Origin of the sequence: Methylophaga nitratireducenticrescens, from assembly GCF_000260985.4 — a bacterium.
GTDB lineage: Bacteria > Pseudomonadota > Gammaproteobacteria > Nitrosococcales > Methylophagaceae > Methylophaga > Methylophaga nitratireducenticrescens.
Genome location: NC_017857.3, coordinates 977,521 through 1,002,510, shown reverse-complemented (window position 1 = coordinate 1,002,510; position 24,990 = coordinate 977,521). Strand labels below are relative to the sequence as shown.

Annotated in this window: 31 protein-coding genes; 10 read left to right on the top strand and 21 right to left on the bottom strand. The window is 45.5% G+C overall.

Annotated features, from left to right (window positions below; genetic code table 11):
* Positions 1-4: 4 nt before the first annotated feature.
* Complete coding sequence (locus Q7A_RS04835; RefSeq protein ID WP_014706215.1) at positions 5-361, top strand: YraN family protein; 357 nt, start codon at positions 5-7, stop codon at positions 359-361.
* Positions 362-399: 38 nt separating this feature from the next.
* Complete coding sequence (gene dolP, locus Q7A_RS04830; protein ID WP_014706214.1) at positions 400-972, top strand: division/outer membrane stress-associated lipid-binding lipoprotein; 573 nt, start codon at positions 400-402, stop codon at positions 970-972.
* A 37-nt stretch (positions 973-1,009) separates the two neighbouring features.
* On the opposite strand, the gene hemJ is transcribed toward dolP, so the two are convergent.
* Positions 1,010-1,435 (bottom strand): protoporphyrinogen oxidase HemJ, encoded by a 426-nt coding sequence (gene hemJ, locus Q7A_RS04825; protein WP_014706213.1) that lies wholly within the window; start codon positions 1,433-1,435, stop codon positions 1,010-1,012.
* A gap of 62 nt (positions 1,436-1,497) precedes the next feature.
* Here hemJ and Q7A_RS04820 point away from each other — a divergent pair, with 62 nt between their 5' ends.
* Positions 1,498-1,875: a PilZ domain-containing protein gene (locus Q7A_RS04820; protein ID WP_014706212.1), complete on the top strand. Its 378-nt coding sequence runs from the start codon at positions 1,498-1,500 to the stop codon at positions 1,873-1,875.
* Between the two features lie 10 nt (positions 1,876-1,885).
* On the opposite strand, the gene radA is transcribed toward Q7A_RS04820, so the two are convergent.
* From radA to Q7A_RS04775, 9 genes are all read right to left on the bottom strand, one after another.
* On the bottom strand, positions 1,886-3,274 hold the full coding sequence (gene radA / locus Q7A_RS04815; protein ID WP_014706211.1) for a DNA repair protein RadA: 1,389 nt from the start codon (positions 3,272-3,274) through the stop codon (positions 1,886-1,888).
* The gene (alr, locus tag Q7A_RS04810; protein ID WP_014706210.1) at positions 3,267-4,355 is read right to left on the bottom strand and encodes an alanine racemase; all 1,089 of its coding nucleotides are present in this window, start codon (positions 4,353-4,355) and stop codon (positions 3,267-3,269) included. Before alr ends, radA begins: the two co-directional genes overlap by 8 nt.
* On the bottom strand, positions 4,352-5,764 hold the full coding sequence (dnaB, locus tag Q7A_RS04805) for a replicative DNA helicase (RefSeq protein WP_014706209.1): 1,413 nt from the start codon (positions 5,762-5,764) through the stop codon (positions 4,352-4,354). Before dnaB ends, alr begins: the two co-directional genes overlap by 4 nt.
* A gap of 105 nt (positions 5,765-5,869) precedes the next feature.
* Complete coding sequence (gene rplI / locus Q7A_RS04800) at positions 5,870-6,415, bottom strand: 50S ribosomal protein L9 (protein ID WP_014706208.1); 546 nt, start codon at positions 6,413-6,415, stop codon at positions 5,870-5,872.
* Between the two features lie 48 nt (positions 6,416-6,463).
* On the bottom strand, positions 6,464-7,372 hold the full coding sequence (locus Q7A_RS04795) for a YybS family protein (RefSeq protein ID WP_014706207.1): 909 nt from the start codon (positions 7,370-7,372) through the stop codon (positions 6,464-6,466).
* Positions 7,373-7,409: 37 nt separating this feature from the next.
* Positions 7,410-7,637, bottom strand: a complete 228-nt coding sequence (gene rpsR, locus Q7A_RS04790) for a 30S ribosomal protein S18 (protein WP_014706206.1) — start codon at positions 7,635-7,637, stop codon at positions 7,410-7,412.
* Positions 7,638-7,652: 15 nt separating this feature from the next.
* Positions 7,653-7,997 carry a 30S ribosomal protein S6 gene (rpsF, locus tag Q7A_RS04785; RefSeq protein WP_014706205.1) on the bottom strand — a complete coding sequence of 115 codons (345 nt, stop codon included), beginning with the start codon at positions 7,995-7,997 and terminating at the stop codon, positions 7,653-7,655.
* A 103-nt stretch (positions 7,998-8,100) separates the two neighbouring features.
* Positions 8,101-8,829, bottom strand: a complete 729-nt coding sequence (rlmB, locus tag Q7A_RS04780) for a 23S rRNA (guanosine(2251)-2'-O)-methyltransferase RlmB (protein ID WP_014706204.1) — start codon at positions 8,827-8,829, stop codon at positions 8,101-8,103.
* Positions 8,830-8,866: 37 nt separating this feature from the next.
* Positions 8,867-9,547, bottom strand: coding sequence for an OmpA family protein (locus Q7A_RS04775; RefSeq protein ID WP_014706203.1), 681 nt, complete (start codon positions 9,545-9,547; stop codon positions 8,867-8,869).
* Between the two features lie 95 nt (positions 9,548-9,642).
* On the opposite strand from Q7A_RS04775, the gene moaB reads away from it, so the two are divergent.
* The 5 genes from moaB to Q7A_RS04750 are packed head-to-tail and all read left to right on the top strand — an operon-like array spanning position 9,643 to position 13,475.
* A complete protein-coding gene (moaB, locus tag Q7A_RS04770) occupies positions 9,643-10,158 on the top strand; it encodes a molybdenum cofactor biosynthesis protein B (protein ID WP_014706202.1) in 516 nt (171 codons plus the stop codon).
* Positions 10,155-10,406: a glutaredoxin family protein gene (locus tag Q7A_RS04765; RefSeq protein ID WP_014706201.1), complete on the top strand. Its 252-nt coding sequence runs from the start codon at positions 10,155-10,157 to the stop codon at positions 10,404-10,406. The genes moaB and Q7A_RS04765 overlap by 4 nt, the downstream gene beginning before the upstream one ends.
* A 53-nt stretch (positions 10,407-10,459) precedes the next feature.
* Positions 10,460-11,350, top strand: coding sequence for an alpha/beta fold hydrolase (locus Q7A_RS04760; protein WP_014706200.1), 891 nt, complete (start codon positions 10,460-10,462; stop codon positions 11,348-11,350).
* Positions 11,351-11,386: 36 nt separating this feature from the next.
* Positions 11,387-12,535 carry a ribonuclease D gene (gene rnd / locus Q7A_RS04755; protein WP_014706199.1) on the top strand — a complete coding sequence of 383 codons (1,149 nt, stop codon included), beginning with the start codon at positions 11,387-11,389 and terminating at the stop codon, positions 12,533-12,535.
* 4 nt (positions 12,536-12,539) lie between these two features.
* Positions 12,540-13,475 (top strand): carbohydrate kinase family protein, encoded by a 936-nt coding sequence (locus Q7A_RS04750; RefSeq protein WP_014706198.1) that lies wholly within the window; start codon positions 12,540-12,542, stop codon positions 13,473-13,475.
* 41 nt (positions 13,476-13,516) lie between these two features.
* On the opposite strand, the gene Q7A_RS04745 is transcribed toward Q7A_RS04750, so the two are convergent.
* The 7 genes from Q7A_RS04745 to Q7A_RS04715 form a co-directional block, all read right to left on the bottom strand.
* Positions 13,517-14,005: a phosphatidylglycerophosphatase A family protein gene (locus Q7A_RS04745; RefSeq protein ID WP_014706197.1), complete on the bottom strand. Its 489-nt coding sequence runs from the start codon at positions 14,003-14,005 to the stop codon at positions 13,517-13,519.
* Positions 13,989-14,963, bottom strand: a complete 975-nt coding sequence (gene thiL, locus Q7A_RS04740) for a thiamine-phosphate kinase (protein WP_014706196.1) — start codon at positions 14,961-14,963, stop codon at positions 13,989-13,991. The genes Q7A_RS04745 and thiL overlap by 17 nt, the downstream gene beginning before the upstream one ends.
* Positions 14,964-15,010: 47 nt before the next feature.
* Positions 15,011-15,472 carry a transcription antitermination factor NusB gene (nusB, locus tag Q7A_RS04735; RefSeq protein ID WP_014706195.1) on the bottom strand — a complete coding sequence of 154 codons (462 nt, stop codon included), beginning with the start codon at positions 15,470-15,472 and terminating at the stop codon, positions 15,011-15,013.
* On the bottom strand, positions 15,473-15,955 hold the full coding sequence (ribH, locus tag Q7A_RS04730) for a 6,7-dimethyl-8-ribityllumazine synthase (RefSeq protein ID WP_014706194.1): 483 nt from the start codon (positions 15,953-15,955) through the stop codon (positions 15,473-15,475). It abuts the gene before it with no gap.
* A 69-nt stretch (positions 15,956-16,024) separates the two neighbouring features.
* Positions 16,025-16,900 carry a symmetrical bis(5'-nucleosyl)-tetraphosphatase gene (locus tag Q7A_RS04725; protein ID WP_014706193.1) on the bottom strand — a complete coding sequence of 292 codons (876 nt, stop codon included), beginning with the start codon at positions 16,898-16,900 and terminating at the stop codon, positions 16,025-16,027.
* A gap of 12 nt (positions 16,901-16,912) precedes the next feature.
* On the bottom strand, positions 16,913-17,395 hold the full coding sequence (locus tag Q7A_RS04720) for a DUF934 domain-containing protein (RefSeq protein ID WP_014706192.1): 483 nt from the start codon (positions 17,393-17,395) through the stop codon (positions 16,913-16,915).
* Positions 17,379-19,037: a nitrite/sulfite reductase gene (locus Q7A_RS04715; RefSeq protein ID WP_014706191.1), complete on the bottom strand. Its 1,659-nt coding sequence runs from the start codon at positions 19,035-19,037 to the stop codon at positions 17,379-17,381. Before Q7A_RS04715 ends, Q7A_RS04720 begins: the two co-directional genes overlap by 17 nt.
* Positions 19,038-19,781: 744 nt before the next feature.
* Between Q7A_RS04715 and Q7A_RS04710 the strand changes: the two genes are divergently transcribed.
* Both Q7A_RS04710 and Q7A_RS04705 read left to right on the top strand, forming a co-directional pair.
* Positions 19,782-20,225 carry a DUF3465 domain-containing protein gene (locus Q7A_RS04710; protein ID WP_014706189.1) on the top strand — a complete coding sequence of 148 codons (444 nt, stop codon included), beginning with the start codon at positions 19,782-19,784 and terminating at the stop codon, positions 20,223-20,225.
* A 4-nt stretch (positions 20,226-20,229) separates the two neighbouring features.
* Positions 20,230-20,784: a DNA-deoxyinosine glycosylase gene (locus Q7A_RS04705; protein WP_014706188.1), complete on the top strand. Its 555-nt coding sequence runs from the start codon at positions 20,230-20,232 to the stop codon at positions 20,782-20,784.
* On the opposite strand, the gene Q7A_RS04700 is transcribed toward Q7A_RS04705, so the two are convergent.
* From Q7A_RS04700 to Q7A_RS04685, 4 genes are all read right to left on the bottom strand, one after another.
* Positions 20,764-21,534 carry an EAL domain-containing protein gene (locus tag Q7A_RS04700; protein ID WP_014706187.1) on the bottom strand — a complete coding sequence of 257 codons (771 nt, stop codon included), beginning with the start codon at positions 21,532-21,534 and terminating at the stop codon, positions 20,764-20,766. The genes Q7A_RS04705 and Q7A_RS04700 overlap by 21 nt on opposite strands.
* 276 nt (positions 21,535-21,810) lie before the next feature.
* Positions 21,811-23,241 carry a sulfate adenylyltransferase subunit CysN gene (gene cysN, locus Q7A_RS04695; protein ID WP_014706185.1) on the bottom strand — a complete coding sequence of 477 codons (1,431 nt, stop codon included), beginning with the start codon at positions 23,239-23,241 and terminating at the stop codon, positions 21,811-21,813.
* Positions 23,242-23,355: 114 nt separating this feature from the next.
* Positions 23,356-24,258 (bottom strand): sulfate adenylyltransferase subunit CysD, encoded by a 903-nt coding sequence (gene cysD / locus Q7A_RS04690; protein WP_014706184.1) that lies wholly within the window; start codon positions 24,256-24,258, stop codon positions 23,356-23,358.
* Positions 24,259-24,270: 12 nt separating this feature from the next.
* Positions 24,271-24,969: a phosphoadenylyl-sulfate reductase gene (locus Q7A_RS04685; RefSeq protein WP_014706183.1), complete on the bottom strand. Its 699-nt coding sequence runs from the start codon at positions 24,967-24,969 to the stop codon at positions 24,271-24,273.
* Positions 24,970-24,990: the final 21 nt, after the last annotated feature.

The window sequence follows — 24,990 nt, the reverse complement described above, 5'->3', positions numbered from 1 at the left end:
AATTATGGCGGAACATCTCCACTCTGGCAGGCAGGCTGAACAATTAGCCTGTGATTATCTCAAGAAACAAGGTTTAAAACTTATCCAGCGTAATTTTCACTGCCGTCGCGGTGAAATTGATCTGATCATGCAGGATGGGAAAACATTAGTATTCATTGAGGTTCGTTATCGGCGTAATGCCTATCATGGCAGTGCTCTTGAAAGTATTACAGGTAGCAAACAATCACGTATCATCATCACCGCACAACATTATTTGATGCAATCCGGTTGGTCAGATAACTGTCGATTTGATGCCATTGCCATCACGGCGACTCAACCCGATCAAATTTTATGGATTCGTGATGCTTTTCAACTAAACTAACAGCATTTTTCAGCACACATTCACCGAGGGACGTATTCATGTACCAATTCAGACTGGTTTTCCTACTCATACCCATTTTATTATTACAAGCCTGTGCCGCAGCGGTTGTTGGCGGTGCGGCTACCACCGCTGCGGTTGCCTATGACCGTCGGACAGCAGGTGCCATCCTTGACGACCAAAGCATTGAAATAAAAGCCAAATACGCCATTTTTCAGGATAAAGATGTCTATAATCAGAGCAATATTAATGTGACCAGTTATAACGGCTTCGTATTGCTATCAGGTGAAACACCAACCGAAGAACTGAAACAAAAAGCGACTGGCTTAGTAGAAGATATTCCTAAAGTACGCAAAGTCTACAATGAGCTGGCGATTTCAGGCCCTAGCGCTTTAACTTCCCGTAGTAGCGACAGCTGGATCACCACCAAGTTAAAAACAAAAATGACTCAGGACGAAAATGTCGATCCTTTTTATGTAAAAGTTGTGACAGAGAGAGGAACTGTCTACCTGATGGGTAAGGTTACCAAGGCTGAAGCCGATCAGGCTGTCGCCATTGCACGCTCAACCAAGGGTGTGTTGCGTGTGGTTAAAATATTCGAATATATAGATTGATTTCGTTTTATCTGAGCCCCTCTCCGAGGGGCTTTTTTTAAAACGGTTTCACTACCGCCAGAATCATGACAGCAATTAAAATTAGCACTGGCATTTCGTTAAACCAACGATAAAACACGTGGCTACGTTGATTTTTATCGACTGCAAACTGTTTAAGCATTCGCCCACACAGGCCATGGTAAGCAAACAGTAAAAGCAGCAAGGTCAGTTTGGCATGCAACCAGTGCATGGATTTCAATTGCTCCAACGTGTAATAACTCATCAGCCAGATCCCCAGAACCAACGTAGCGATGGCGCTTGGTGTCATGATACCCCGGTAGAGTTTTCGCTCCATAATTTTAAAGCGTTCTCTACCTGCCTGGTCTTCACACATTGCGTGATATACATACAGCCTTGGTAAATAAAACAAAGCGGCAAACCAGGTGACAACCGCCATTAAATGAAACGCTTTTACCCATAACATCCGCTATAACTCCTTATGCTAAATAATGATAGTATCAGTCTTACATAAAAAGGAGATCAATAATGGTCGATGACCGACGAATTTTCAGCCGCATCCCTTTCGTTGCAAACGCCCATGTATTAAACACCGAGGGTGATGTATATCTCAATTGTCGAGTGATTGATGTGTCACTTAATGGCTTACTAATTTCTCGTCCAGATAACTGGTCAGGAAAATTGACCGATAATTTTACCGTTGATCTTTTATTGAATGAAGCACAGATAGTGATCAAAATGCAGGCTGAAGTAGCCCATTTGGATGCTAACAGTATTGGTTTCCATTGCAAACTAATCGACCTTGACAGCATTACCCATTTAAAAAAGCTGGTGGAATTAAATCTTGCTGACGAAGGTTTATTGTATCGCGAACTATCTGCTTTAGTGGATATGCCTGAAAACTGAAACCACTCACTCACAACCAGCCATCTTTAAGTGCGTCAATGGCCTGTTGCAAATGTTGCACGGCAATGACTTTAAGCCCAGTAATTGCTTTTCGTGGGGCATTGGCAGCCGGAACAAGGGCCACTTTGAAGCCATGTTTACCTGCATCACGGATCCGTTCTTCTCCAGCCTGAACTGGTCGAATTTCTCCGGTTAGCCCGACTTCACCAAACACCACCCAGTCCTGCGGTATGGCTTTATTGCGTAAACTTGAAATCACCGCTGTCAGCACCGCCAGATCGGCACCGGTTTCACTTAATTTCACACCACCCACAACATTGATAAATACATCCTGATCATGGCAGGTAATACCACCATGTCGGTGCAAAATTGCCAATAACATAGCCAGACGATTTTGTTCCAGGCCGACTGAAACTCGACGTGGATTGCCCAACGGACTCTCATCAACCAAAGCTTGAACTTCAACCAGCATTGGCCGGCTGCCTTCACGGATCACCGTGATCATACTGCCGGGAACGGCTTTTTCGCCTCTTGATAGAAATATTGCCGAAGGATTACTGACTTCTTTCAGGCCCAGCTCAGTCATGGCAAATACGCCAAGTTCATTAACCGCGCCAAAGCGGTTTTTGACTGCACGTAAAATACGAAACCGTGTTGAACTGTCACCTTCAAAATACAATACGGTATCGACCATATGTTCCAGAACGCGTGGCCCGGCTAAAGCTCCCTGCTTGGTAACATGTCCCACCAGAATCATGGTGATGCCACTGGATTTGGCAAACCTGACCAACTGGGCTGCACTTTCCCGAACCTGAGCCACTGTTCCGGGCGCCGATTGCAACAATTCAGTAAATACCGTTTGAATCGAATCAATAACCATCACCTGCGGTTGACGCTGCTGAGCAATAGCCATCATTTGTTCGGCATGAGTCTCTGCCAGCAAATCAACCGGGGTTTCCTGCAACTGTAAGCGTTCAGCCCGCAAACGAATTTGCTGTAACGATTCTTCACCACTGATATAAAGCGGATTAATACCGCTAAGCTCGGCCATACTGGCCATAGCTTGTAATAGTAAAGTTGACTTACCAATTCCGGGATCGCCACCAATAAGCACGACCGAACCGGTTACCAGCCCACCACCCAGTACCCGATCCAATTCCGGCAATCCGGTAGACCAGCGCACTGCCTGTTCAGAAGTAATGGTTTTTAATGCCTGGACAGTATTTTGTTGCTGGCCGGCATAACCCGTATGTTTATTCATTGTCGTGGATGGTTTGGCGCTAGTCTGCACGGATTCTTCAAGACTGTTCCAGGCACCACAATCTGCACAACGTCCAGCCCATTGTGGGGTCTGTGCGCCACACTCCCGGCAGACATACACTCGCTTGGCTTTAGCCATTCAAATATTCCCTTTGAACTCTCGGTGTCACACAGGTCAATAATTCATAGGGTATGGTTCCAGCTTTATCGGCTAACCATTCCACCGCCAACTCGTCGGCCCCCCAGATAATCACCTCATCATCCTGTTGCGCCTGCGGACAATCATCCAGATTGACACAGACGGTATCCATCGAGACGCGACCAATAATTGGCACTTCTTTGCCACGAATCAAGACTTTGCCGATATTGGATAAATGACGACTATAGCCATCACCATAACCAATACTGACCACACCCATTCGCACAGGTTTATCAGCGGTCCACTGTCCACCATAGCCGACTTCATCCCCAGCTTTTAATTGCTGCGTCGCAATCAATTTGGAGATCAATTGCATGACAGGCTTGAGTCCAACATCAGCCCCTGATTTATTGGCAAATGGTGAAGCGCCATAAAGCATCAAACCCGGCCGTATCCAGTCATAATGCGATTCAGGCAAACTGATTATCGCAGCTGAATTAGCCATACAAACGGGCAATCCAGTTGTTTCAGCCAGCTTTTTCATAACCGTTAACTGTTGGTTATTACGTGCATCATTTAACAAATCCGAGTTGGCAAAATGACTCATCAAACCAAGCTTGCTCACCAGATCTGAACGTTTTTCCAATGCATCAATAATCTGTATTACGTCCTGTTGCGGTAAACCAAGACGGTGCATGCCGGTTTCCAGCATCAACCATATTAACGGTAGCGGCTGACTGGTTTTCGCTTTCAATAACAACTCAAGATGCTGTTGCTGATGTATTACCGGTGTTAAGTCATATTCAGCAGTTAACTGCCATTCTTCAATTGTGCTGACACCTTCGAAAATGGTAATGGGCTGGTCAAATCCATGTTTCCGGAGCGTTAATGCTTCACTAAATCGGGCCACGGCAAATGCATCACTTTGCGTGAGTGCCTGAGCAACCTGAATGACGCCATGCCCATAAGCATCAGCTTTAATGACCGACATCACTTTACTGTTTGGGGCAAAAAGGCGAACTTGTTGCAGATTATGTTTCAGTGCTGCCAGATCGATTCGGGCAAACGGATAGCGACTCACGATTCATTATCACCGTAATCTTGGTAGTACGCAGGAGCAAAGTTTTCAAATCGGGTGTATTTGCCCTGAAAGGTTAACGCCACGGTACCGATAGGACCATTACGTTGTTTGCTGATGATGATTTCGGCTTTGCCTTTTTCTGCAGAATCTTCGTTATAAACTTCATCACGATAGATAAACACAATGATATCGGCGTCCTGCTCAATTGCACCTGATTCACGCAGATCTGACATAACCGGACGTTTATTCGGTCGCTGCTCCAGTGAACGGTTTAACTGGGATAACGCAATTACCGGAACATTGAGCTCTTTGGCCAGTGCCTTTAATGAACGGGAAATTTCTGAAATTTCATTGGTACGATTTTCTGCCTGACGACCGTTGGCACTGCCACTCATTAGCTGCAGGTAATCGACAATGATCAAACTCAGGCCATGCTCACGTTTTAAACGTCTCGCCCGGGCTCTCAGTTCAGAGGGAGTCAAACCACCGGTATCATCAATAAATAGCGGTGCTTCATTCAATAACGCTATGGCTGAAGTTAACCGGGGCCAGTCATCATCATTTAATCGACCAGTACGCAGACGATGCTGATCAATTCTGCCTAATGACGACAACATACGCATCGCCAGCGAGTCGGCAGGCATCTCCATACTGAATACGGCAACGGGTTGTTTGCTGTGAATCGCGGCATTTTCAGCAATATTCATTGCAAAGGTGGTTTTACCCATCGACGGTCGGCCAGCGATAATGACCAAATCAGCGGGTTGCAAACCAGATGTCTGATCATCAAAATCAATAAAGCCGGTTGGCAAACCGGTGATACCGCTATCCTGTTCAAACAGCGTATCAATTTTATCGACTACCTTACTCAGAACATCTTTGACCTGAATAAAACCGCCGCCACGTTTTGCACCTTTTTCTGCAATTTCAAAAACGCGTCGCTCAGCCGTGTCGAGCATTTCTTCGCTATTACGGCCTTCAGGCGTAAATGCCATATTGGCAATATTATTACCAATCTGGATAAGCTGACGCAGAATCGAACGCTCACGCACGATCGAGGCGTAGGCTTTGATGTTGGCTGCACTGGGAGTATTACGCGCCAAGGCACCGAGATAAGCCAATTCACCGACTTTATCCAGTTCACCGCGCTGATTGTGCCATTCCGCTAACGTGATCACGTCTACAGGATTGGCTTGTTCCATTAATTCGGCTATGCCACGGAAAATAAGTTGATGGTCGTGACGATAGAAGTCCTGCTCAACCAGGAGATCAGAAACCTGTTCCCAAGCACTGTTATCAAGCATCAAGCCGCCTAAAACGGACTGTTCAGCTTCAACTGAATGCGGCGGGACCTTCAGGGCCTGAGTTGCGCTGTCTTGATAGCTTTCTGGATAAGTTATCTGTTCCACAGCATTCGTCCAAGCTGGTTAAACAAGCATTTGATTCAAGATTACTGAATCACAAAATTATTGGGGTATGAAAGTTTCCATACCCCAATTTTTTCTAACTGATTTTTATTGCTCTTGCGCTTTGGCAATCGCTTCAGCTTCTTCACGTGAAGCTTCACGAGCTTTACGTGCTTCTTCTGCCGCAGCGATTGCTGCCAGCTCAGCTTCAGAAGTGATATTGACTTTCACACTCACAACAACATCAGCATGCAATTGCACGTCAATGTTGTATTCACCCGTGTGGCGTAAAGGTCCTGTTGGTAAACGGACTTCATTACGGTCTACATCCGCGCCTTTTGCATTGACCGCATCAGCGATTTCAGCAGCGGTAACTGAACCGAACAATTTACCTTCAACACCGGCGTTAGCCATAATGTTGACTTCACCGGCTGCAATCAGCTTTTTCTCGCGTTCCTGAGCTGCAGTAAGTAATTTGGCAGCAGCCGCTTCAAGTTCAGCGCGACGAGCTTCAAATTTCTCTCTGTTGTTTTTGTTGGCAGGCAAAGCCTTACCAGCAGGAACCAGATAGTTGCGACCATAGCCAGCTTTTACACTAACTTCATCACCCAGATTACCCAGCTTTTGAACTTTTTCCAGCAAAATTACTTGCATCGTTCTAACCCTCATTCGCAGTCTCAGACTGCTTATAAAATAACCGCGTTACGCGATTGCGCGTTTGCGAAAATTAAACCATTGTTCCAATATGCCCAGTGTGGCAGTTAAAATCATCATTTGCGGCAGCATTAACACCATCAGCACATACATTACGACTAACCAGGCGACTGACTTTTGTTTCAATCGAACGATTGCATGTGCAACCGCGATACCTTGTAACGCAAAAAGCACTAATAGCACCGGTAAACAATCCACCAGCAGCGTCAGTGAACCCGCCATTCCAGTCAGGGACAGTCCCATTAAAACGGCTGTCACAATCGCCAGTGTTTTACCCAGAGTAATCTGAGTAAACTCATTGCCAAATGCTCCTTCGTTATATAACGAGGCTTGCCATGCACGACCAATCAAAATGCCCAGAATTATATTGACACTTACTGCTGCGGCAATCAGACCGGTCATCATGCTGGCCATTTGTACCAGAAAGTTTTGCGTTTCTGTTGCGTTCATTTGCCAACCGGGTTGTTCAGACAGTAATTGAACAAACGGCGTCAGCATTTCCTGCCACCACAATGCCGGATTAGGCAAAAAGATATGTGATATCAGTACTACCAGAATACCGACTCCGGCCGCAGCCAGAAGCGCCCGTTCCAAAGAACGGCTGTATCCCAGCACCAGAGTCACCAAATACGCCGGTAACCAGCTGGTCAGCAATAACGCTAATGCAATCCAGAGTTGTCCGAATAACAGTCCGGCAACGGCAGCAAACACTACCAATGTTGCGGCCATTACCCGCAGGCCTTCTTGAGGGCCTACACGTAATGTGGCCAGTACAATCACCCCGCTAGCGAGATAATTGAGTGGTGGGAGCAACATTGCAGCAACCGATAGCAAAGCAGCTGCCAAAGCAGCTTGCCAGCGACCTTTCATTGCAAAATCAGCGATTCCCCGCAACATAATATTTTGATCTTAACCTTACAACTGAGAAGCTGAATTACTTGTGCATGTCACAGTAAGGCAGCAATGCCAGAAACCGTGCACGTTTGACACAAGTTGACAGCTGACGCTGGTAACGAGCTTTAGTACCGGTAATACGACTTGGAACGATCTTGCCTGTTTCTGTAACGAAATTCTTAAGCAGGTTTACGTCTTTATAATCAATTTGTTTTACACCTTCAGCGGTGAAACGACAAAATTTTCTACGTCTGAAAAAACGTGCCATCGTGATATCTCCTGATTAGGCTTTTGCAGCGGGTTTTTCGTCGTCTTTGCGCATCATAGGAGAAGCTTCTGTAACAGCTTCGTCCATGCTGACAACAAGGTGACGGATAACGGCATCATTAAAACGGAAAGCAGTTGTGACTTCGTTCAATTGCTCAACATCACATTCAACATTCATCAACACATAATGTGCTTTGTGAACTTTGTTGATTGGATAGGCCAATTGACGGCGGCCCCAGTCTTCCAGACGATGAACCTGACCACCAGCAGCGGTCAAAGTTTGGGTATAGCGCTCGATCATACCGGGCACTTGTTCGCTCTGATCAGGGTGGACCAGAAACACGATTTCGTAATGTCTCAATTTGAGCTCCTCACGGTTTATACAGCTTGCTGAAAAATTTCAGAAAGCAAGGAGTTTTACCTATCAAAGGCAATCTGGCATTTTACTTTATTTTACTGCCTGCTCACAAGCGCCGTTGACGATCCGCTTCAAATAAGCAGACACCTGCAGCAACAGATACATTGAGACTCTCGGCTGCTCCATGCATCGGGATATACATAACCTGATCACAGTGATCTCTGGTCAACCTGCGAATACCCTGCCCTTCAGCTCCCAGAATAATCGCCAGCGGACCCTTGAGATCGGCTTGGTAAAGACTTAACTCGCTTTCCCCAGATGTGCCGACCAGCCAGATCCCTCTTTGCTGCAGATCCCTTAACACCCGCGCAAGATTGGTCACCTGAATAAACGGCAGGCGCTCAGCAGCACCACTGGAAATCTTGATCGCTGTCGGAGTTAAGCCTGAGGCACGATCTTTGGGTGCAATGACTGCATGCGCTCCGGCCGCCTCCGCGGTACGCAGACATGCGCCCAGATTATGAGGATCCTGGACACCATCCAGAATCAACAGAAACGGTGTTTGCTGTAAATTATCCAGTATTACATCGAGATCCGTTTCATCCAATACCGCTAATGGATGACAGCGGGCAACACAGCCCTGATGACGACTTTCCGGCACCATATCATCCAGTTGCTGACGTTGGGTTTTGTGTAAACGAATCCCCTGATCACCGGCCAGCTTGTAAATGGTCTCCACACGTTGATCATGGCGTTCGTCAGCCACCCAGATTTCGGCCACACGTGAAACAGGCGACTCAAGAGCCGCCTGTACCGCATGTAAACCAAAAATCAAATCCTGGGATGGTGTCTGGTTTCTGTCTGATGTGCCTTTACGGCGTTTGGTAGGCTTCAGCTTCCTGTCCCTCAACAATAGGTTTAACAATAATTTCCACACGACGATTCAATTGTCGCCCGGCTTCGGTATCATTTGTGGCTCGCGGCTCAAGTTCACCACGTCCCATTGGTACCAGACGCTCTGTCAGCACACCTCGTGCCGCAAAGTAGTTAGTTACCGATTGCGCTCGGCGCTCAGAAAGTTGCTGATTATAACTTTCTGAACCTTTGCTATCGGTATGTCCAATGACATGAATTATCGTTTTCGGATAACGCTGCAACACATCAGCGACTTTATTCAGCGTCGGTTCAAAGGCAGGTTTGATGGCTGAGCTGTCAAAGTCAAAAGATACTTCATTGGAAATATCGATTTTTAATGATTCATCCTGCAATTGCTGAATTTGTAATTCATTGCGCGCCTGTTCATCGGCTAGCGCCTGATTCATTTCACGCTGCTGATTATCCATATATCGACCAACACCTGCACCTGCCAGAGTACCTACAGCGGCACCGGCAATAACCCCACCCGCACCATCATCAATCGCGTAACCAATTATTGAACCGGCAGCTGCGCCAATGGCAGCGCCACGCTTGGTACGCATATTCGGATCATCTGCAGCGCAACCCGAGAACATGATGGCTGTTGAGATTGCTGAGACTAATAAAACTTTTTTCATTGTTATGACTCCTCACTATTGCATTGCATTCTAGACCCTAGGCTATATGGTGACTATACTTGTTTTCAATTCTTTACATTCGAGTACCAATCCCCATGGATCGTGAATTCATTGCTGTCAAAATTGCCATTTTAACCATCTCCGATTCTCGTACAGAAGTTGATGATGTTTCAGGTAAAACTCTTGAGGACCGGTTGCTCGCCGCAGGACATGAACTGGCTGCTAAACAGATTGTGACAGATGATATATATCAGATACGTTCTGTTATTTCGCAATGGATTTGCGATGAACAGGTGGACGTTATTATCACCACTGGTGGCACAGGACTGACGGGTAGAGATGGCACTCCGGAAGCTGTCAGTGTTTTATTTGATAAAGAAATCACTGGTTTTGGTGAACTGTTCCGACAGATTTCCTATAACATTATTCGCACATCAACTGTGCAATCCAGAGCGATAGCCGGTGTGGCAAATGGCACGTTTATTTTTTGTCTGCCTGGTTCTTCAGGCGCCTGCAAAAACGCCTGGGATGACATTTTACAATACCAGCTGGATGTTCGGCATCGCCCTTGTAACTTCGTCGAGCTCATCCCGCGGCTGCGTGAAAAATGATCACATTACAATTGTTTTCTACCGCTGGCTGTCATTTATGTGAGTCAGCAGAACAGCTCATTTACAGTTTGTCATCAGCTAAAAATATTCAATTGAAAATTATCGAAATTGGTGATGATGATCAGCTGGTAGAGCAGTATGGCATCCGCATTCCCGTGATTAAATTTTCTGACGAAAGTGAATTAAACTGGCCCTTCACGCAACAGGATATTCTGCAGAAAATTACTGTTGCAGATCTGGAACTTTAAGACGACTTTCCGCTCTTAACTTTACTGTAAGTTAATCGCTTCGGAGTCACTTGATGAAAGCGCGATTCTGGCCTTTTTTGGCTTTCTGCTCTGTTTCGGCACCAATTATTGCCGCCGAATTTCCTGATATTCCGGGCCAACGGTTTGATGTTGGCGGTTATCAATTACATATCAACTGTACTGGTTCGGGTAGCCCAACCGTTTTGGTAGATGTAGGGCTTGGCGATGACTCTACTGACTGGCTGCCAATTCAGCAGGCAATTTCAAAAAACGTGCGGATTTGTGTATTTGATCGCGCCGGCTATGGCTGGAGTGATTTTGGTCCGCCTCCCAGAACCAGCAATAGAATTGCGCATGAACTGGAGATATTGTTAGAGGAAGCCGATATACCTGCTCCGTATATACTGGTTGGGCATTCTTTTGGTGGTTACAATATTCGCATCTTTGCCGCCAATAATCCGGAAATGGTTGCCGGAATGGTATTGGTTGATGCGTCGCATGAAGATCAGTACAACCAGTTTAAAATTAAATTACCCAATAATTTTGATCGTCGTGGCACTATCATGATATTACCTAAATCGACTGATAGCATGGCACATGCTAATAAGTCTCCGGTACTACGTGAACGAGCATTTCATGCCGCCCGGGCAGAAATTTCTGCCCTCGAACAAAGCGCTTTACAGGTGCAGCAACATGCTATTCTGCCCGTGGTGCCATTAATTGTCATCAGTCGTGGCAAACCGGAATGGTATGGAGATCTGGTATTGCAGCAACGCGAAAAAACCTGGATTGATCTGCAACAGGATCTCACGCGTTTATCTCCCATCAGCCAACATATGTTTGCCCATCAGAGTGGCCATGCGATTCCACATGAACAACCCGAAATCATCATTGAGGCCATAGAACAGGTTTTGACACAGGCGAACGCCCGCAGCATCTTATAAAACAGTTATACTGACTGCTTTTTTTAGCTGGATAACATGACTGTTCTTTACATTGATTCGGATACGGCGTTAACACAATTTTGCTCGGAAATTCAACACAGCAAATGGCTGGCAATTGACACGGAATTCCTTCGCGAAAAAACCTATTACCCCCAGTTGTGCCTGATCCAGATTGCCAATGACGATATCATTGCCTGTGTTGATCCGATCGCTATAAAAGATCTCACTCCTTTGCTGAATTTACTCTATCAACCGGACATAACACTGGTTTTCCATGCTGCACGACAGGATCTGGAACTGCTATATCTGTTAAAAAATTCCCTTCCGCCAAATTTGTTTGATACCCAGTTAGCTGCAACCATCCTCGGTGACGGTGATCAAATTGGCTATGGCAACCTGGTGAAACAACGTCTTGATGTCAGCCTTGATAAAGCCCATTCCAGAGCCGACTGGACACAGCGACCGTTAAGTCCCGAACAATTGGAATATGCAGCAGATGATGTACGTTATCTGTGTGAGCTTTATCATCAAATGTCTGCTGATCTGGAAAAACAACAGCGTACGGAATGGCTTAAAGAAGATTTTGCCGCCCTGTCCAATGCCGATAATTACGTTGCTGATCCTGAAACCATCTGGCGTAAAATCCGTGGGGCAGGTAAATTAAAAGGTGTGCAACTGGCCGTATTACAGCAACTGGCAGCATGGCGTGAACAGCGCGCGATGGATCGGGATCGTCCAAGGCGTTGGATTCTCAAAGATGAAGTAATGCTGGATCTGGCACGATTTGCCCCGGAAAAACCCGAAAAACTCAGTCAAATCCGCGGGCTTGAGGCGCGGGATATTGAACGCAGTGGTCGGGCCATTATTGACGTTATCAGCAAAGCCAAACAAACGCCGCCCGAACAATGGCCGATATTGCTCAAACCCGAGCCACTGAGTAATCAGCAGGAAGCTCTGATTGATGCGTTGATGGCATTACTACGTAAATTCTGTGATGAGCAATCAATTACTCCTATTGCCGTGGCCAGCCGTAAAGACATTGAAAAGCTGGTACGCGGAGAAAAAGATCTTGCTTTATTACAGGGCTGGCGATATCAAATCGTCGGTCATCACCTGACTGATTTTATCAGTGGTCACCTGTCAGTCACTGCTGATACACAACAGATTCATACAAAAGAGGTATAGCAACATGTCGGTACTTATCTGCGGCTCATTTGCCTACGACAATATTATGGTGTTTCCGGATCAATTTAAAAATCACATTCTGCCTGACAAAGTGCATATGCTGAATGTGGCGTTTCTGGTACCTGAATTACGCCGTGAATTTGGGGGTTGTGCCGGTAATATTGCTTTCAATATGAAACTATTGGGTGATGAGCCGGTGCCGATGGGGACTGTGGGCAGTGACTTCGCTACCTATGCCGCCTGGATGGATAAATATTCAATTATCCGTCGTCATGTACATGTCAAAGACGAGCATTTCACTGCTCAGGCTTATATCACAACCGATATTGACGATAACCAGATCACTGCTTTTCATCCAGGGGCAATGAACCTGGCTCATGAAACCAAAATCAGCGAAGCGCAAAATATCACGCTGGGCATTATTGCTCCGGATGGTCGTGATGGCATGATTCAACATGCTCAGCAATTTGCGGATGCCGGCATTCCGTTTATTTTTGATCCGGGTCAGGGGTTACCGATGTTTGATGGTGAAGATCTGCTGCAATTTGCCAGACAGGCTACTTATATTGCATTGAATGATTATGAAGCACAGTTATTTGAAGACAGAACGGGTCTGCCACCCGGAGAAATAGCCAAACTTGTTGAAGCGTTAATCATTACCCGTGGTGCTCAGGGCTCACACATCTACACTGAAGGTAAACGCATAGATATCCCATGTGCTAAAGCTGAAAAAGTTGTGGACCCTACCGGTTGTGGAGATGCCTATCGTGCAGGATTACTTCATGGTATTTTGCATGGTAAAGATTGGGAAATGACTGGTCGTATCGCATCGCTGTTAGGTGCCATTAAAATTGAACAACATGGCACGCAGAATCATCAATTTACTATTGAAAGCTTTGCAACACGCTTTGAAAAAAGCTTTGGTATGCAGTTAAGCTAGGTTTGATTAAAAGCTCTGAGGCTGTCGCTTTACGGGCAGTTTCAGAGCAAATAATGACAAAGCTGCAATATCACGGCGGCAAAGACTCCCGCTATCACATCATCGAACATTATACCCATACCACCATGTAACTTACGGTCAGCCCATGAGATGGGCCATGGCTTCCAGATATCAAACAATCTGAACAATACAAAGCCCAAAAGCATCCACTGCCAACCTGCGGGAGCGGCAATCATCGTCACCAGATAACCAACAATTTCATCCCATACCACAGCAGAAGGATCGTCCTTTTCAAGCCAATTGACGGCTTGCTGACAAATCCAAATCCCAGCGATAAAAGCAACTACAGTGATGAGTAAATAACTAAACAGCCCGACATCTTGTATCAACCAGTAGATGGGTAAAGCGACTAATGTACCCATGGTGCCCGGCGCTTTGGAGGATAATCCCGAACCAAAGCCGTAGGCCAGCAAACAGGCCGGTCTTTTGAGCAATTGTTGAAAAGTGACCTTATTATGCGAAGTGGTCATAGCCTGCCTTTATTGCTGAGAATGCCTGCCATTCACCATGGGCATTCTGATAATACATACCTTCGTCTTCAGTGATTTCACCAATCACATGAATCATGTCAGAAAACTGATGTTTGAGTCTCGCCACATTGTCCACAGTCGCGGTAAAACATAATTCGTAATCATCACCGCCCGTTAATGCCAGTTGCGTCGCCATTTCTGTGGGCAATTTTTTCAACGCCGCAGAGAATGGTAAAGCGGATACATCCAGCTTTGCCCCTTTGTCACTCGCATTGAGTATATGATTTAAATCCGCCAGTAAGCCATCTGAAACATCAATTGCCGCATGTGCTTTGCCTATCAGTTGCTGACCTATTTGATTACGCGGTGTGGGCATTTCCAACCGTTGTAACAGATATTCAATATCTGTATCGGTTAACAATCCTGTTTCAAGTTGCCCCAATCTAAATTGAAGCCCTGCGGCGGCATCTCCCAGGCATCCGGTCACACAAATCAAGTCAGCTGACTCTGCAGCATTACGCTGCAATATATTGTGCTTGGCTACATGCCCATGAACCTGAATGGTAATGGTTAAGGGACCACGGGTAGTATCCCCGCCCACCAGCTGAATTTGGTGATTTTTGGCGATATATGCCAAGCCAGCTGAAAACTGTTTTAGCCAGTCATCATTGATTTCAGGCAAGGTTAAGGCCAGAGTGAACCAGGCAGGTTGAGCCCCCATTGCGGCCAGATCACTGAGGTTGACGGCCAGAGCTTTGATGCCCAAACGATAGGGATCAACATCGGCAAAAAAATGTATGTCTTGTACCAATGTATCAATTGAGACAGCCGTATAGGTATCCTGCGGATTGTTTAAAACGGCACAATCATCACCGATTCCCACAATCACATCTTCACGACGCGTCGTTAACGCGTGAAAATACTGCTGAATCAGTGAAAATTCGGGAGAAGGTTTCATTCAAAAAAAGCCCCGTCTGGATGGTTTTATCTTTTCGGGGCAGTTAATCAATTCGCTTTTTTCTGAGCACGAGCAGCTTTGGCAGCCTGATATTCTGCCTGGCGTAAACGTGAGCCAATTTTATCGAGAACCCCGTTAACATATTTATGGCCTTGTTCCCCGCCAAATGATTTGGCCAGTTCAACAGCTTCATTCAAGACCACGCGATACGGGATATCCGGACGGTGCATATATTCAAAAACGGCCAGACGTAATACAGAAATCTCAACAGGGTCGACAGTGGCTAAACTTCTGTCTACCGCATGGGTCAGTTCGGCATCAATGGTATCGATTTCTTTGGTAACACCTTCCACCAGAAGTTGAAAATAGTTTTTGTCGATTTTATTAGCGTATTCCGCCATGACAAAATCCATTGTGTCTTTTTCAGGAGCCTGATTATTGACCAAAGATTGATAAAGCGCTTGCACGGCAGCACGTCGAGCCTGAGTCCGGGGCAGTCCACCAGCCATTTACTTGGCAGCTCCGATTTGGCGCAACACGTTCACCATTTCAATCATGCCCATCGCTGCTTCAGCACCTTTATTACCGGCTTTCGTGCCAGCACGTTCAATTGCCTGTTCGATGGTATCAACGGTCAACACACCAAAAGCAATAGGAAGATCCAGTTGCAATGTCAGTTGGCCCAGACCTTTTGAGCATTCACCGGCGACATATTCAAAATGCGGAGTGCCGCCACGAATCACCGCACCTAATGCGATGATGGCATCATATTTACCGGTTTTACCCATACGTTGCACAGCCAGCGGGATTTCAACTGCTCCGGGAACGCGGGCAATTTCAATATCTTTTTCCGCAGCACCATGACGTAATAATGTATCTACTGCACCGGCAATCAGATTATCAACAATAAAATCATTGAAACGGCCTGCCACGATACCTACTCGTATGCCTTTTGCGGAAAAGTCACCTGAAAAGGTTTTGATATTGCTCATATTTCAGAAATGTCCAAAAGAGAAAAAAAGATATTGTACTGTGTTTAAAAATGAATGCCTAACAGTCAGTTACAGCCAGCGTTGTTTTTCAGCAGCCGTTTTATTGTCAGTATGCGGTAATTCATCGGTATCAGCTTCAACAACCGTCCACTGATAAGGCGTTTGATCAATTCGCACAGCCGTTAATTGCTCGCCCCAGACCGCGCCACTATCCAATGAAAATACATTGTCATACTGACCGGTGCCCAGTTGTGACCAATGGCCAAAGACTATTTTGTCATTGACGCTGGCGCGATTGGGCATCATAAACCAGGGTTTTTGATCCACCGGTTTATCCTTAGGTGCACCTTTGAATTTCAGCGCCAGGCTGCCGTCTTCATGGCAATATCGCAGTCGGGTAAAACAATTGGTGATGAAGCGTAATCTATCCCAGCCGGTTAACTCATCAGACCAGCGCTTGGGTTTATTGCCATACATATGTTTAAAGAATTCACGCCAGTCGTCTGATTGAAGCACTAACTCAACTTCAGCGGCTCTCTCTAATGCTTCATCAATGTTCCATTCCGGAGGTAAGCCAGCATGTACCATTGAAAACTGTAATTCTCTATCGTGATAAAACAACGGTTGACGGCGTAACCAGTCAATCAATTCATCACTGTCTTCAGCGGTTAAAACCGGTTCAATGGTATCTAATCGATGATTGAATTCATTATTCCCTGCCGCATGCGCCAGCATATGCAAATCATGATTGCCCAATACGACTTTTGCTGATTGATCACCCAACTGTCGCACAAACCTGAGCGTATCTAACGATTTTGGACCACGATTGACCAGATCACCAGCCAACCATATTTGATCCTGTTGCGGATCAAATCTCACGAGCTCAAGTAATTTGATCAGCTCATCAAAACAGCCCTGAACATCACCAATTGCATAAACAGCCATAGGATAGACGAATTAGCGACGGCGATATAAAGGAACAGGTCTTAGCGCCGTTGCCTGATAACTTTCGCTAAAGTCATCGAATGCTGCCAATGCCTGCGCCAGATGATTAGGATTGGCCAGTTCAAAACTGTTGATACCACACTGCGACATATAAAACAGCTGGTCGTATAGCACATCACCCTGGGCACGAATTTCACCTTTAAACTGGTAGCGATCTCGCAATAACCGTGCATAAGAGTAACACCGACCATCTGTAAACACGGGGAATAACAATACCACCAGTTGAAATCGGCCTAAATCCGGCACGATTTCTTCAAGCGGATCATTTCCGGAAAGCCGGATGCCCAGTCCATCTTCATGATGGCTCAACGTTTCTTGCTGTTCCTGCCAGCGGTTTATTGAAACCGTGATATTACCGACAACCAATTCGGCCTCGTCGTCAAGATGCTGCCAGTGATCATCAACTAATTCACGATCTTTAATGATTTTCTGCATAAACACGCTCCTTGAAGGGATCTACGCCAACACGGCGTACCGTCATGAGAAAGCTTTCATCATCATGTCGCAGATCGATATAAGCATCCAATAAATGTGCAACGGTATCAACAACTTCATTTTTCGGAATCGCTCGCCCCAGACGCTCACCAAGTGATGCATCAGCTTCTGAACTGCCGCCCAACGTAAACTGATACCACTCCTCACCTTTTTTATCGACCCCCAGAATACCGATATGTCCCACACTTTGATGAGCACAGCCATTCATGCAACCAGAGAATTTGATTTTGATATCACCCAGGTCATAAAGATAGTCGAGATCATCAAAACGCTGCGCAATACCTTTAGATAATGGAATTGAAGTCGCATTGGCCAAACCACAATAATCCAAGCCTGGACAGCAGATAATATCTGTCAGGGTATTGATATTCGGTGTGGCCAGGTTTTCTGAGTTAAGACGTAGCCATAGTGCGTACAGATCGGCTTGTTTTACATCAGTGAAAATAAGATTCTGCGTATGGGTGGAACGCACTTCACCAAAACTGAATTCATCGGCGAGATCAGCAACTACTTCCAGTTGTTCGGAAGTGATATCGCCTGGAGCCTGGCCAGGTTTTTTCAATGAAACATAGGCTGCACGATAGCCAGGGATTTTATGATCCACAGTATTTTGTTTGACCCAAAGGGCAAATTCTTTGTCTTGTGCTAGTAAATCAGCATAATGGCTATCAGAATCCGCCGTGTCCATTTCATAAGCCGGTTTGGTGAAATACTGCTTTACCCGTTCAATTTCTTTTGTATCCAGCTTTAACTGTTCGCGAATATGTACCCATTCAGCCTCCACCAGTTCACGAATATGATTAATACCGTGTTCTCGAACAGTGATTTTAATGCGTGCTTTAAACTTGTTATCTCGGCGACCCAATCGATTGTAGACGCGCAAAATAGCTTCAAGGTAAGACAACAAATCCTGTTTTTTCAAAAAGGGTCTAATCTGTTCACCAATAACCGGGGTGCGTCCTAAACCGCCCCCCACCAGCACTTCAAAACCGACTTCATCTTCGTGATTTTTGACCAGATGTAAACCAATATCATGCAATTTAGTTGCCGCGCGATCTTCTTTCGAACCCACCACGGCAATTTTAAATTTGCGTGGTAAATAAGCAAATTCTGGATGAAATGTTGACCATTGACGAATAATTTCAGCCCATGGACGTGGATCTTCAATTTCATTGGCATTAATGCCAGCGAGTTGATCCGACGTAGTGTTACGAATGCAGTTACCGCTACTTTGAATAGAATGTATTTGTACACTGGCCAGTTCTGCCAGAATCTCGGGCACCGCTTCTAATTTAGGCCAGTTCATTTGAAAATTCTGCCGTGTCGTGAAATGCACAAAGCCCTTGTCATAGCGACGTGCAACTTCTGCAATTTTACGAACCTGGCGGGATGACATCATGCCATAAGGAATAGCGACCCGTAACATTGGTGCATGAAGCTGAATGTATAGACCATTCATCAATCGTAGCGGGCGAAACTGTTCTTCTGTCAGTTCACCGGCAAGAAAACGACGGGTCTGATCACGAAATTGTGCTACGCGCTGATCTATCATCGTTTGATCATACTCATCGTATTGATACATTTGTGGTCTCTAAACGGCTTTAATGGATCACACATTATAACGATGACGACTTATAACAGGAAATTTTGACATCCTTCCCCTTCTAAAGTCGGGGGTCCCTTCGGTGCTCCTCCCTGCGTCGAGCCGGAATGAGTCGCTTCGGTGCGTTCCTGCTGCTGGGTTAATTCCATACCAGGCACAACCTGAACAAACGTTGTCACTATAAGAGCATCAGGGTATTCAGCCTACTGAGTTGGTCGTTACGGCTTTTACAGGTGCGAAACAAAGTGATTTGCAGGAGTTGCTGGCAGAGTATAATCAACGTCTGCCATTTTATCCGCCGTATTTTAGCGAAAATACCACGTTGGACGGCAACATTGTGACTGGGTATCCGGCTTCATCAGGCCATTAACTGGCAGCGTCCGTGTTTATGTACTGGCTGCAAAATCATTCATGGCAAAGGTTAGATTATGTAGTTCTGCAGAACACAACGTTGGCGACGGTATCAATAAAGTCTTTATCTGTCCCTTTTGCCTGCAGAATGGTCAACAGTATCCGAAGTGGTGGAAAATATTCTGCAATAAGTTGGCTACACAACGACAGTTGTAAGTAATGCGCAATATTATGTTGCGGGTCGGCAGGCAGTTATTCGCTGTTGCAACCAGATAAAATTGTTACGGTGAATATTGGCTGTCAGCTGCACCCGTACCTCTTAATAGCAGCCAGAAAACCATTGGATTGAGCTATTGGCGGAGCAAATCGATAATGTCTAAACCAAAGCGTATGCAACAACGAGTGTGGATCATATTTGGCTTTGCCATTCTGATCTTTATGGGCAGTTTTTATGAGCCCGCACCACAGAATAATTCTCCCGCACCGACGGGTGGTATTGGCCAGCTAATTGAACAGCGTCAGAGTGATGTTCAAATTGAGGTGTCCGGCACAGTCTCCCGGTTGTTATCCGACGACAACGAAGGTAGCCGACATCAACGTTTTATTATCGAGTTAGCCAGCGGACAAACTCTGTTAATTGTTCACAATATCGATTTGGCACCAAGAATTGACGATATCAGAGAAGGTGACCAAGTCCGTGTTTACGGTGAATATATCTGGAACGATAAAGGCGGCTTAATTCACTGGACACATCATGATCCAGCCAACCGTCATCCACATGGCTGGATAAGACATCAGGATAGGCTCTATCAGTAAGACTATGGAAGACAAACAGATTCCAGAACTTGCCACCAGCTTTCCACCGATTGTTGGCACAACGCCGAAAATCCTTATTCTCGGCTCCATGCCAGGAAAGGAATCATTAAAACAGCAGCGTTATTACGCCCATCCACGCAATGCGTTCTGGCCAATCATTACGTCGTTTTATGGTTATTCGGAGAAGTTAGACTATTCGCAACGCTGTGAGTTATTAAAACAGGATCAGATTGCTGTGTGGGATGTATTGAAGAGTTGTCGTCGGCCGGGAAGTCTGGATCAGCACATTGAAACGGAGTCGATGATTGCTAATGATTTTGTCGCATTTCTGCAAAGTTATCCATCGATAAAACAGATCTTATTTAACGGAGGTAAAGCAGAACAGGTCTTCAATCGCTATGTGGCAAAACAACTGGAAGCTGCGGGGATTTCACCGTTATACCTCAGGCTCCCCTCGACCAGTCCGGCACATGCCGCTATGAACTACGAAACCAAACAACAGCTTTGGCATCAAGCATTATTAGGGTCTGTTATTACTTCAGCGCCACCAATCGGATGAAACAGTTGCCAAAGATTCAAAACGTGGCCTGGCAAAATAAAACCTCTGGAATAACTCGATTCCCATCTCTTGCAAAACCTGCAGTTCATCTGCGGATTCGATGCCTTCAGCTATCACGGTAATATTCAAATCATCACAAACCGCAATGATACCGCGGCTAATGGTCTGCCGAACGCTATCGTTGTGAATATTTCTTACCAAGGCCATATCCAGTTTCACCAAATCAGTCTGCATATTTGACAGCAAATTTAAGCCAGCATAACCGGCACCAAAATCATCGATCGCCGTGATAAATCCCTGCAGCTGATAAGACTGGATAATGTCCTGTAAATGAGCGTGATCATTTATCGGCTCACCTTCGGTAACTTCGAAAATAATGCGTTCGATGGGGAAATTGTATATTTGAACAGCTTCCAGTGTTGTCCTGATACATAATTCAGGTTTATACACCGCATTGGGCATAACGTTGATGCTGAGTTTGCTCTGAATATTGAGCTCTGCTGCAAGCTTAATGGCTTTGACCCGACAGGCTTGATCAAAACGATAGCGATTATCTTTATTTACATTCTCAAAAACGTGGCGGCCTCCTCCCTGTCCTTCCAAGCCTCGAACAAGAGCCTCCTGCGCATAAACTGTTTGACTGGTGGTATTGACTATCGGCTGGAATGCCATCGAAAAATCGAAGCCCAATAAACCACTGTTTAAACACTCACCACAACCTATCTTTCGAAAAGCTGCTTGTTCTTTCATTGTTCACCAATCCCGGTTCCGCAGAATGTAACCTAAATCACAATTCGCTACTCAAACCGGTTCACATTATTCGCAAAAATTTTACAAAGTAACTTTAACAATTTTGAACACGATGGCAAAAACGAAGGAAGGCTTCAATAACATAAAGCAAACCGCATCCATGTAACGGAAAATTTTAACGGGATTTGACTGGTTCAAAAGAAGGATTTTAAAAGATTGTTCCGGAGCAATGGATCATAAAATCAGGCCGCAGGCGCGGCCTGATTTATTTGAATTTTACTTCAGTAGATCACTGATATCTTTGGCATCCCAATGCGGGAAATGCTTACGGATTAAGGCATTCAGTTCAACCTCAAAAGCAGAGATATTAGTTGATGTTACGGTCTCATTGGTCACGCCGAAAATGGCTTCGGTAATCATGCCAGCACCAATCGTGACATTGGTCAGACGATCAATAACGATAAAGGCACCGGTAGTGCGATTGCGTTTGTAGGCATCAAACACAACGGGCTTATTTAATGAAAATTCACATAAACCAATTTCATTGAGTTTCAGCTCAGTCACAGCATTATGGGCCAGCGTATTGACATCAATCTGATGATCAATCTGTGTCATGACGCCTGTACTGTCAGAAACGCCGACCTTGATGTTAAATTGTTTATTTGCCACCAGCGGCTGTTCTGTCATCCACACGACCATGGCTTTAAAACGACTGGAAACATGTGGCTGATGGTCTCGATGCACAATCATATCGCCACGACTGACATCCACTTCATCCTGTAAGGTGACGGTTATCGATTCACCCGGGACAGCATGATCAATCTCACCGTCATAAGTAACCAATGCTTTAACTTTGCTCTCTCTGCCCGATGGTAATACTGTGATTTCATCCCCAGGCTTCAGAATACCAGCAGATAAGGTGCCACAGTAACCACGGAAATTCATATTCGGTCGATTGACATATTGCACCGGGAAACGCGCGTCTTGGGTATTGGCATCTTTGCCAATCTCAATATTTTCCAGCAGTTCCATCATGGTGTTGCCCTGATACCAGGGCATGTTTTCACTTCTGTTCACCACGTTGTCGCCGTTTAAGGCAGACATCGGTACAAAGTGAATATCTTCAATTTCCAGTTCGCGGGCAAATTCGCTATACGCTTTGCGAATATCGTTAAACACCTGTTCGCTGAAATCCATCAAATCCATTTTATTAATGGCAACGATAATGTGTTTAATGCCCAACAATGAGGCAATAAAACTATGCCGACGGGTTTGGGTCTGCATTCCATAACGAGCATCAATCAGAATAACAGCCAACTGACAGGTTGACGCGCCGGTGGCCATATTACGGGTATATTGTTCGTGCCCTGGGGTATCGGCAATGATGAATTTACGTTTGGTGGTGGAAAAATAGCGGTAAGCCACATCAATGGTAATGCCCTGCTCACGTTCTGCCTGCAAACCATCAACCAGCAAAGCCAGATCAACCTGATTCCCTGTTGTTCCGGATTTCACACTGTCGCGTGTCACTGCTTCCAGCTGGTCTTCATAAATCATTTTGGAATCGTGTAAAAGTCGCCCAATCAGCGTACTTTTACCGTCATCCACATTACCGCAGGTCAGAAAACGCAGCAGTTCCTTGTTTTCGTGTTGTTTGAGATAGGCTTCGATATCGGTCGCAATCAGCGCATCAGTTTCATATGTCATGTTGAGTGCCTGGTTTAATTATCTTTACGGGTCAAGATGCCAATCAATTTGAGCATCGTATGTAATTCTATTTATTGGTTAGAAAAGAAATTAATATTCCTTTCCCCTGCAAAATCAGAAATAACCTTCCTGTTTCTTTTTCTCCATCGAACCAGCTTCATCGTGATCAATCGCACGCCCCTGCCGTTCAGATGTGGTCGTCAGCAGCATTTCCTGGATGATTTGAGGCAAGGTATCGGCATCGGATTTCACCGCACCGGTCAATGGATAACAGCCCAGTGTGCGGAAACGGACTTTTTCCATCCGGATTTGTTCACCTTCTGGGATACGCATACGGTCATCATCGACCATAATGGTCAGGCCATTGTAATCGACCACCGGACGCTCGGCAGCGTAATACAACGGTACAATTGGTATCTGTTCCAGATAGATGTATTGCCAGATATCCAGCTCAGTCCAGTTCGACAGAGGGAAAACACGAATACTTTCACCTTTATTGACTCTGCTGTTATAAATATTCCATAGCTCGGGACGTTGTGCTTTGGGATCCCAGCGATGGTTTTTATCGCGAAACGAATATACCCGCTCTTTGGCACGAGACTTTTCTTCATCACGGCGTGCACCACCAAAAGCCGCATCAAAGCCATGTTTACTCAGCGCCTGTTTCAACGCATCCGTTTTCATGATGTCTGTATAGCGAGGATGGTCGAATGGGTTGATGCCCGCTTCAACACCTTCCTGATTAGTATGTACGATAAGGTCCAATCCCAGATCTTTGGCTCGCTGATCACGGAATCTGACCATTTCCTGAAACTTCCAGGTGGTATCAATATGCATCAATGGGAATGGCGGCTTGCCTGGATAAAATGCTTTCATGGCCAGATGCAGCATGACTGCAGAATCTTTACCAATCGAATATAGCATGACCGGATTTTCAAACTCAGCGGCCACTTCACGCATAATATGAATACTTTCGGCTTCGAGTTGTTTTAAGTGTGTCAGTTGTTTTTCAGTCATAATTTTTCTCTGTTACTTAGCCTTTACGTGTAAGCCACATTCTTTGGTTTCAGGATTTTCCCACCACCAGCGACCAGCCCGGACATCTTCACCCGGTGTAATGGCTCTGGTGCAGGGCGCACAGCCAATACTGGCATATCCCTGATTATGTAATTCGTTAAATGGAACATCAAAAGCGCGGATATATTTCCATACTTCTCCATTTGACCAGTCCGTCAGTGGACTGAATTTCTGTAACTCATGGTCTGCATCCCATTCAGATACCGGCAACTCATTACGAGTAACCGATTGCGAGCGACGCATTCCCGTCAGCCAAGCCTTTTTACCAGCCAAAGCACGCTTTAACGGGGCAACCTTGCGTATTCCACAGCATTGTTTTCGCAAATCCACACTGTCATAAAACGCGTTTGGTCCATTATGTGTCACAAACTGTTCAATACTCAGGGTATCGGGGTAATAAACCTCAACCTCAAGCTGATAGTGCTTTTTAGCCTGCTGCATTAAATCATAGGTTTCTTTGGGCAGTCGCCCCGTATCCAAAGTGAAGATGCCGATTTGCGGTACAAATTTGGCAATCAAATCCATTAACACCATATCTTCAGCGCCATAACTGGTCGCCAAGACTGCAGGGCTATAATCCGCCGCAATCTGTTCCAGCAACTGCTTTACAGCATCAATTTTCAGTTGAAGCTTTTCATTAATTTCTGTCATTTTGAATTACTTTTTCATTCG

Coding starts and splice junctions, on each gene's coding strand:
- Q7A_RS04835 (WP_014706215.1), top strand. CDS start 5: ATGGCGGAACATCTCCACTCTGGCAGGCAGGCTGAACAATTAGCCTGT.
- dolP (WP_014706214.1), top strand. CDS start 400: ATGTACCAATTCAGACTGGTTTTCCTACTCATACCCATTTTATTATTA.
- hemJ (WP_014706213.1), bottom strand. CDS start 1,435: ATGTTATGGGTAAAAGCGTTTCATTTAATGGCGGTTGTCACCTGGTTT.
- Q7A_RS04820 (WP_014706212.1), top strand. CDS start 1,498: ATGGTCGATGACCGACGAATTTTCAGCCGCATCCCTTTCGTTGCAAAC.
- radA (WP_014706211.1), bottom strand. CDS start 3,274: ATGGCTAAAGCCAAGCGAGTGTATGTCTGCCGGGAGTGTGGCGCACAG.
- rplI (WP_014706208.1), bottom strand. CDS start 6,415: ATGCAAGTAATTTTGCTGGAAAAAGTTCAAAAGCTGGGTAATCTGGGT.
- Q7A_RS04795 (WP_014706207.1), bottom strand. CDS start 7,372: ATGTTGCGGGGAATCGCTGATTTTGCAATGAAAGGTCGCTGGCAAGCT.
- rpsR (WP_014706206.1), bottom strand. CDS start 7,637: ATGGCACGTTTTTTCAGACGTAGAAAATTTTGTCGTTTCACCGCTGAA.
- Q7A_RS04775 (WP_014706203.1), bottom strand. CDS start 9,547: ATGAAAAAAGTTTTATTAGTCTCAGCAATCTCAACAGCCATCATGTTC.
- moaB (WP_014706202.1), top strand. CDS start 9,643: ATGGATCGTGAATTCATTGCTGTCAAAATTGCCATTTTAACCATCTCC.
- Q7A_RS04765 (WP_014706201.1), top strand. CDS start 10,155: ATGATCACATTACAATTGTTTTCTACCGCTGGCTGTCATTTATGTGAG.
- Q7A_RS04760 (WP_014706200.1), top strand. CDS start 10,460: ATGAAAGCGCGATTCTGGCCTTTTTTGGCTTTCTGCTCTGTTTCGGCA.
- rnd (WP_014706199.1), top strand. CDS start 11,387: ATGACTGTTCTTTACATTGATTCGGATACGGCGTTAACACAATTTTGC.
- Q7A_RS04750 (WP_014706198.1), top strand. CDS start 12,540: ATGTCGGTACTTATCTGCGGCTCATTTGCCTACGACAATATTATGGTG.
- Q7A_RS04745 (WP_014706197.1), bottom strand. CDS start 14,005: ATGACCACTTCGCATAATAAGGTCACTTTTCAACAATTGCTCAAAAGA.
- thiL (WP_014706196.1), bottom strand. CDS start 14,963: ATGAAACCTTCTCCCGAATTTTCACTGATTCAGCAGTATTTTCACGCG.
- nusB (WP_014706195.1), bottom strand. CDS start 15,472: ATGGCTGGTGGACTGCCCCGGACTCAGGCTCGACGTGCTGCCGTGCAA.
- ribH (WP_014706194.1), bottom strand. CDS start 15,955: ATGAGCAATATCAAAACCTTTTCAGGTGACTTTTCCGCAAAAGGCATA.
- Q7A_RS04725 (WP_014706193.1), bottom strand. CDS start 16,900: ATGGCTGTTTATGCAATTGGTGATGTTCAGGGCTGTTTTGATGAGCTG.
- Q7A_RS04720 (WP_014706192.1), bottom strand. CDS start 17,395: ATGCAGAAAATCATTAAAGATCGTGAATTAGTTGATGATCACTGGCAG.
- Q7A_RS04715 (WP_014706191.1), bottom strand. CDS start 19,037: ATGTATCAATACGATGAGTATGATCAAACGATGATAGATCAGCGCGTA.
- Q7A_RS04710 (WP_014706189.1), top strand. CDS start 19,782: ATGTCTAAACCAAAGCGTATGCAACAACGAGTGTGGATCATATTTGGC.
- Q7A_RS04705 (WP_014706188.1), top strand. CDS start 20,230: ATGGAAGACAAACAGATTCCAGAACTTGCCACCAGCTTTCCACCGATT.
- Q7A_RS04700 (WP_014706187.1), bottom strand. CDS start 21,534: ATGAAAGAACAAGCAGCTTTTCGAAAGATAGGTTGTGGTGAGTGTTTA.
- cysN (WP_014706185.1), bottom strand. CDS start 23,241: ATGACATATGAAACTGATGCGCTGATTGCGACCGATATCGAAGCCTAT.
- cysD (WP_014706184.1), bottom strand. CDS start 24,258: ATGACTGAAAAACAACTGACACACTTAAAACAACTCGAAGCCGAAAGT.
- Q7A_RS04685 (WP_014706183.1), bottom strand. CDS start 24,969: ATGACAGAAATTAATGAAAAGCTTCAACTGAAAATTGATGCTGTAAAG.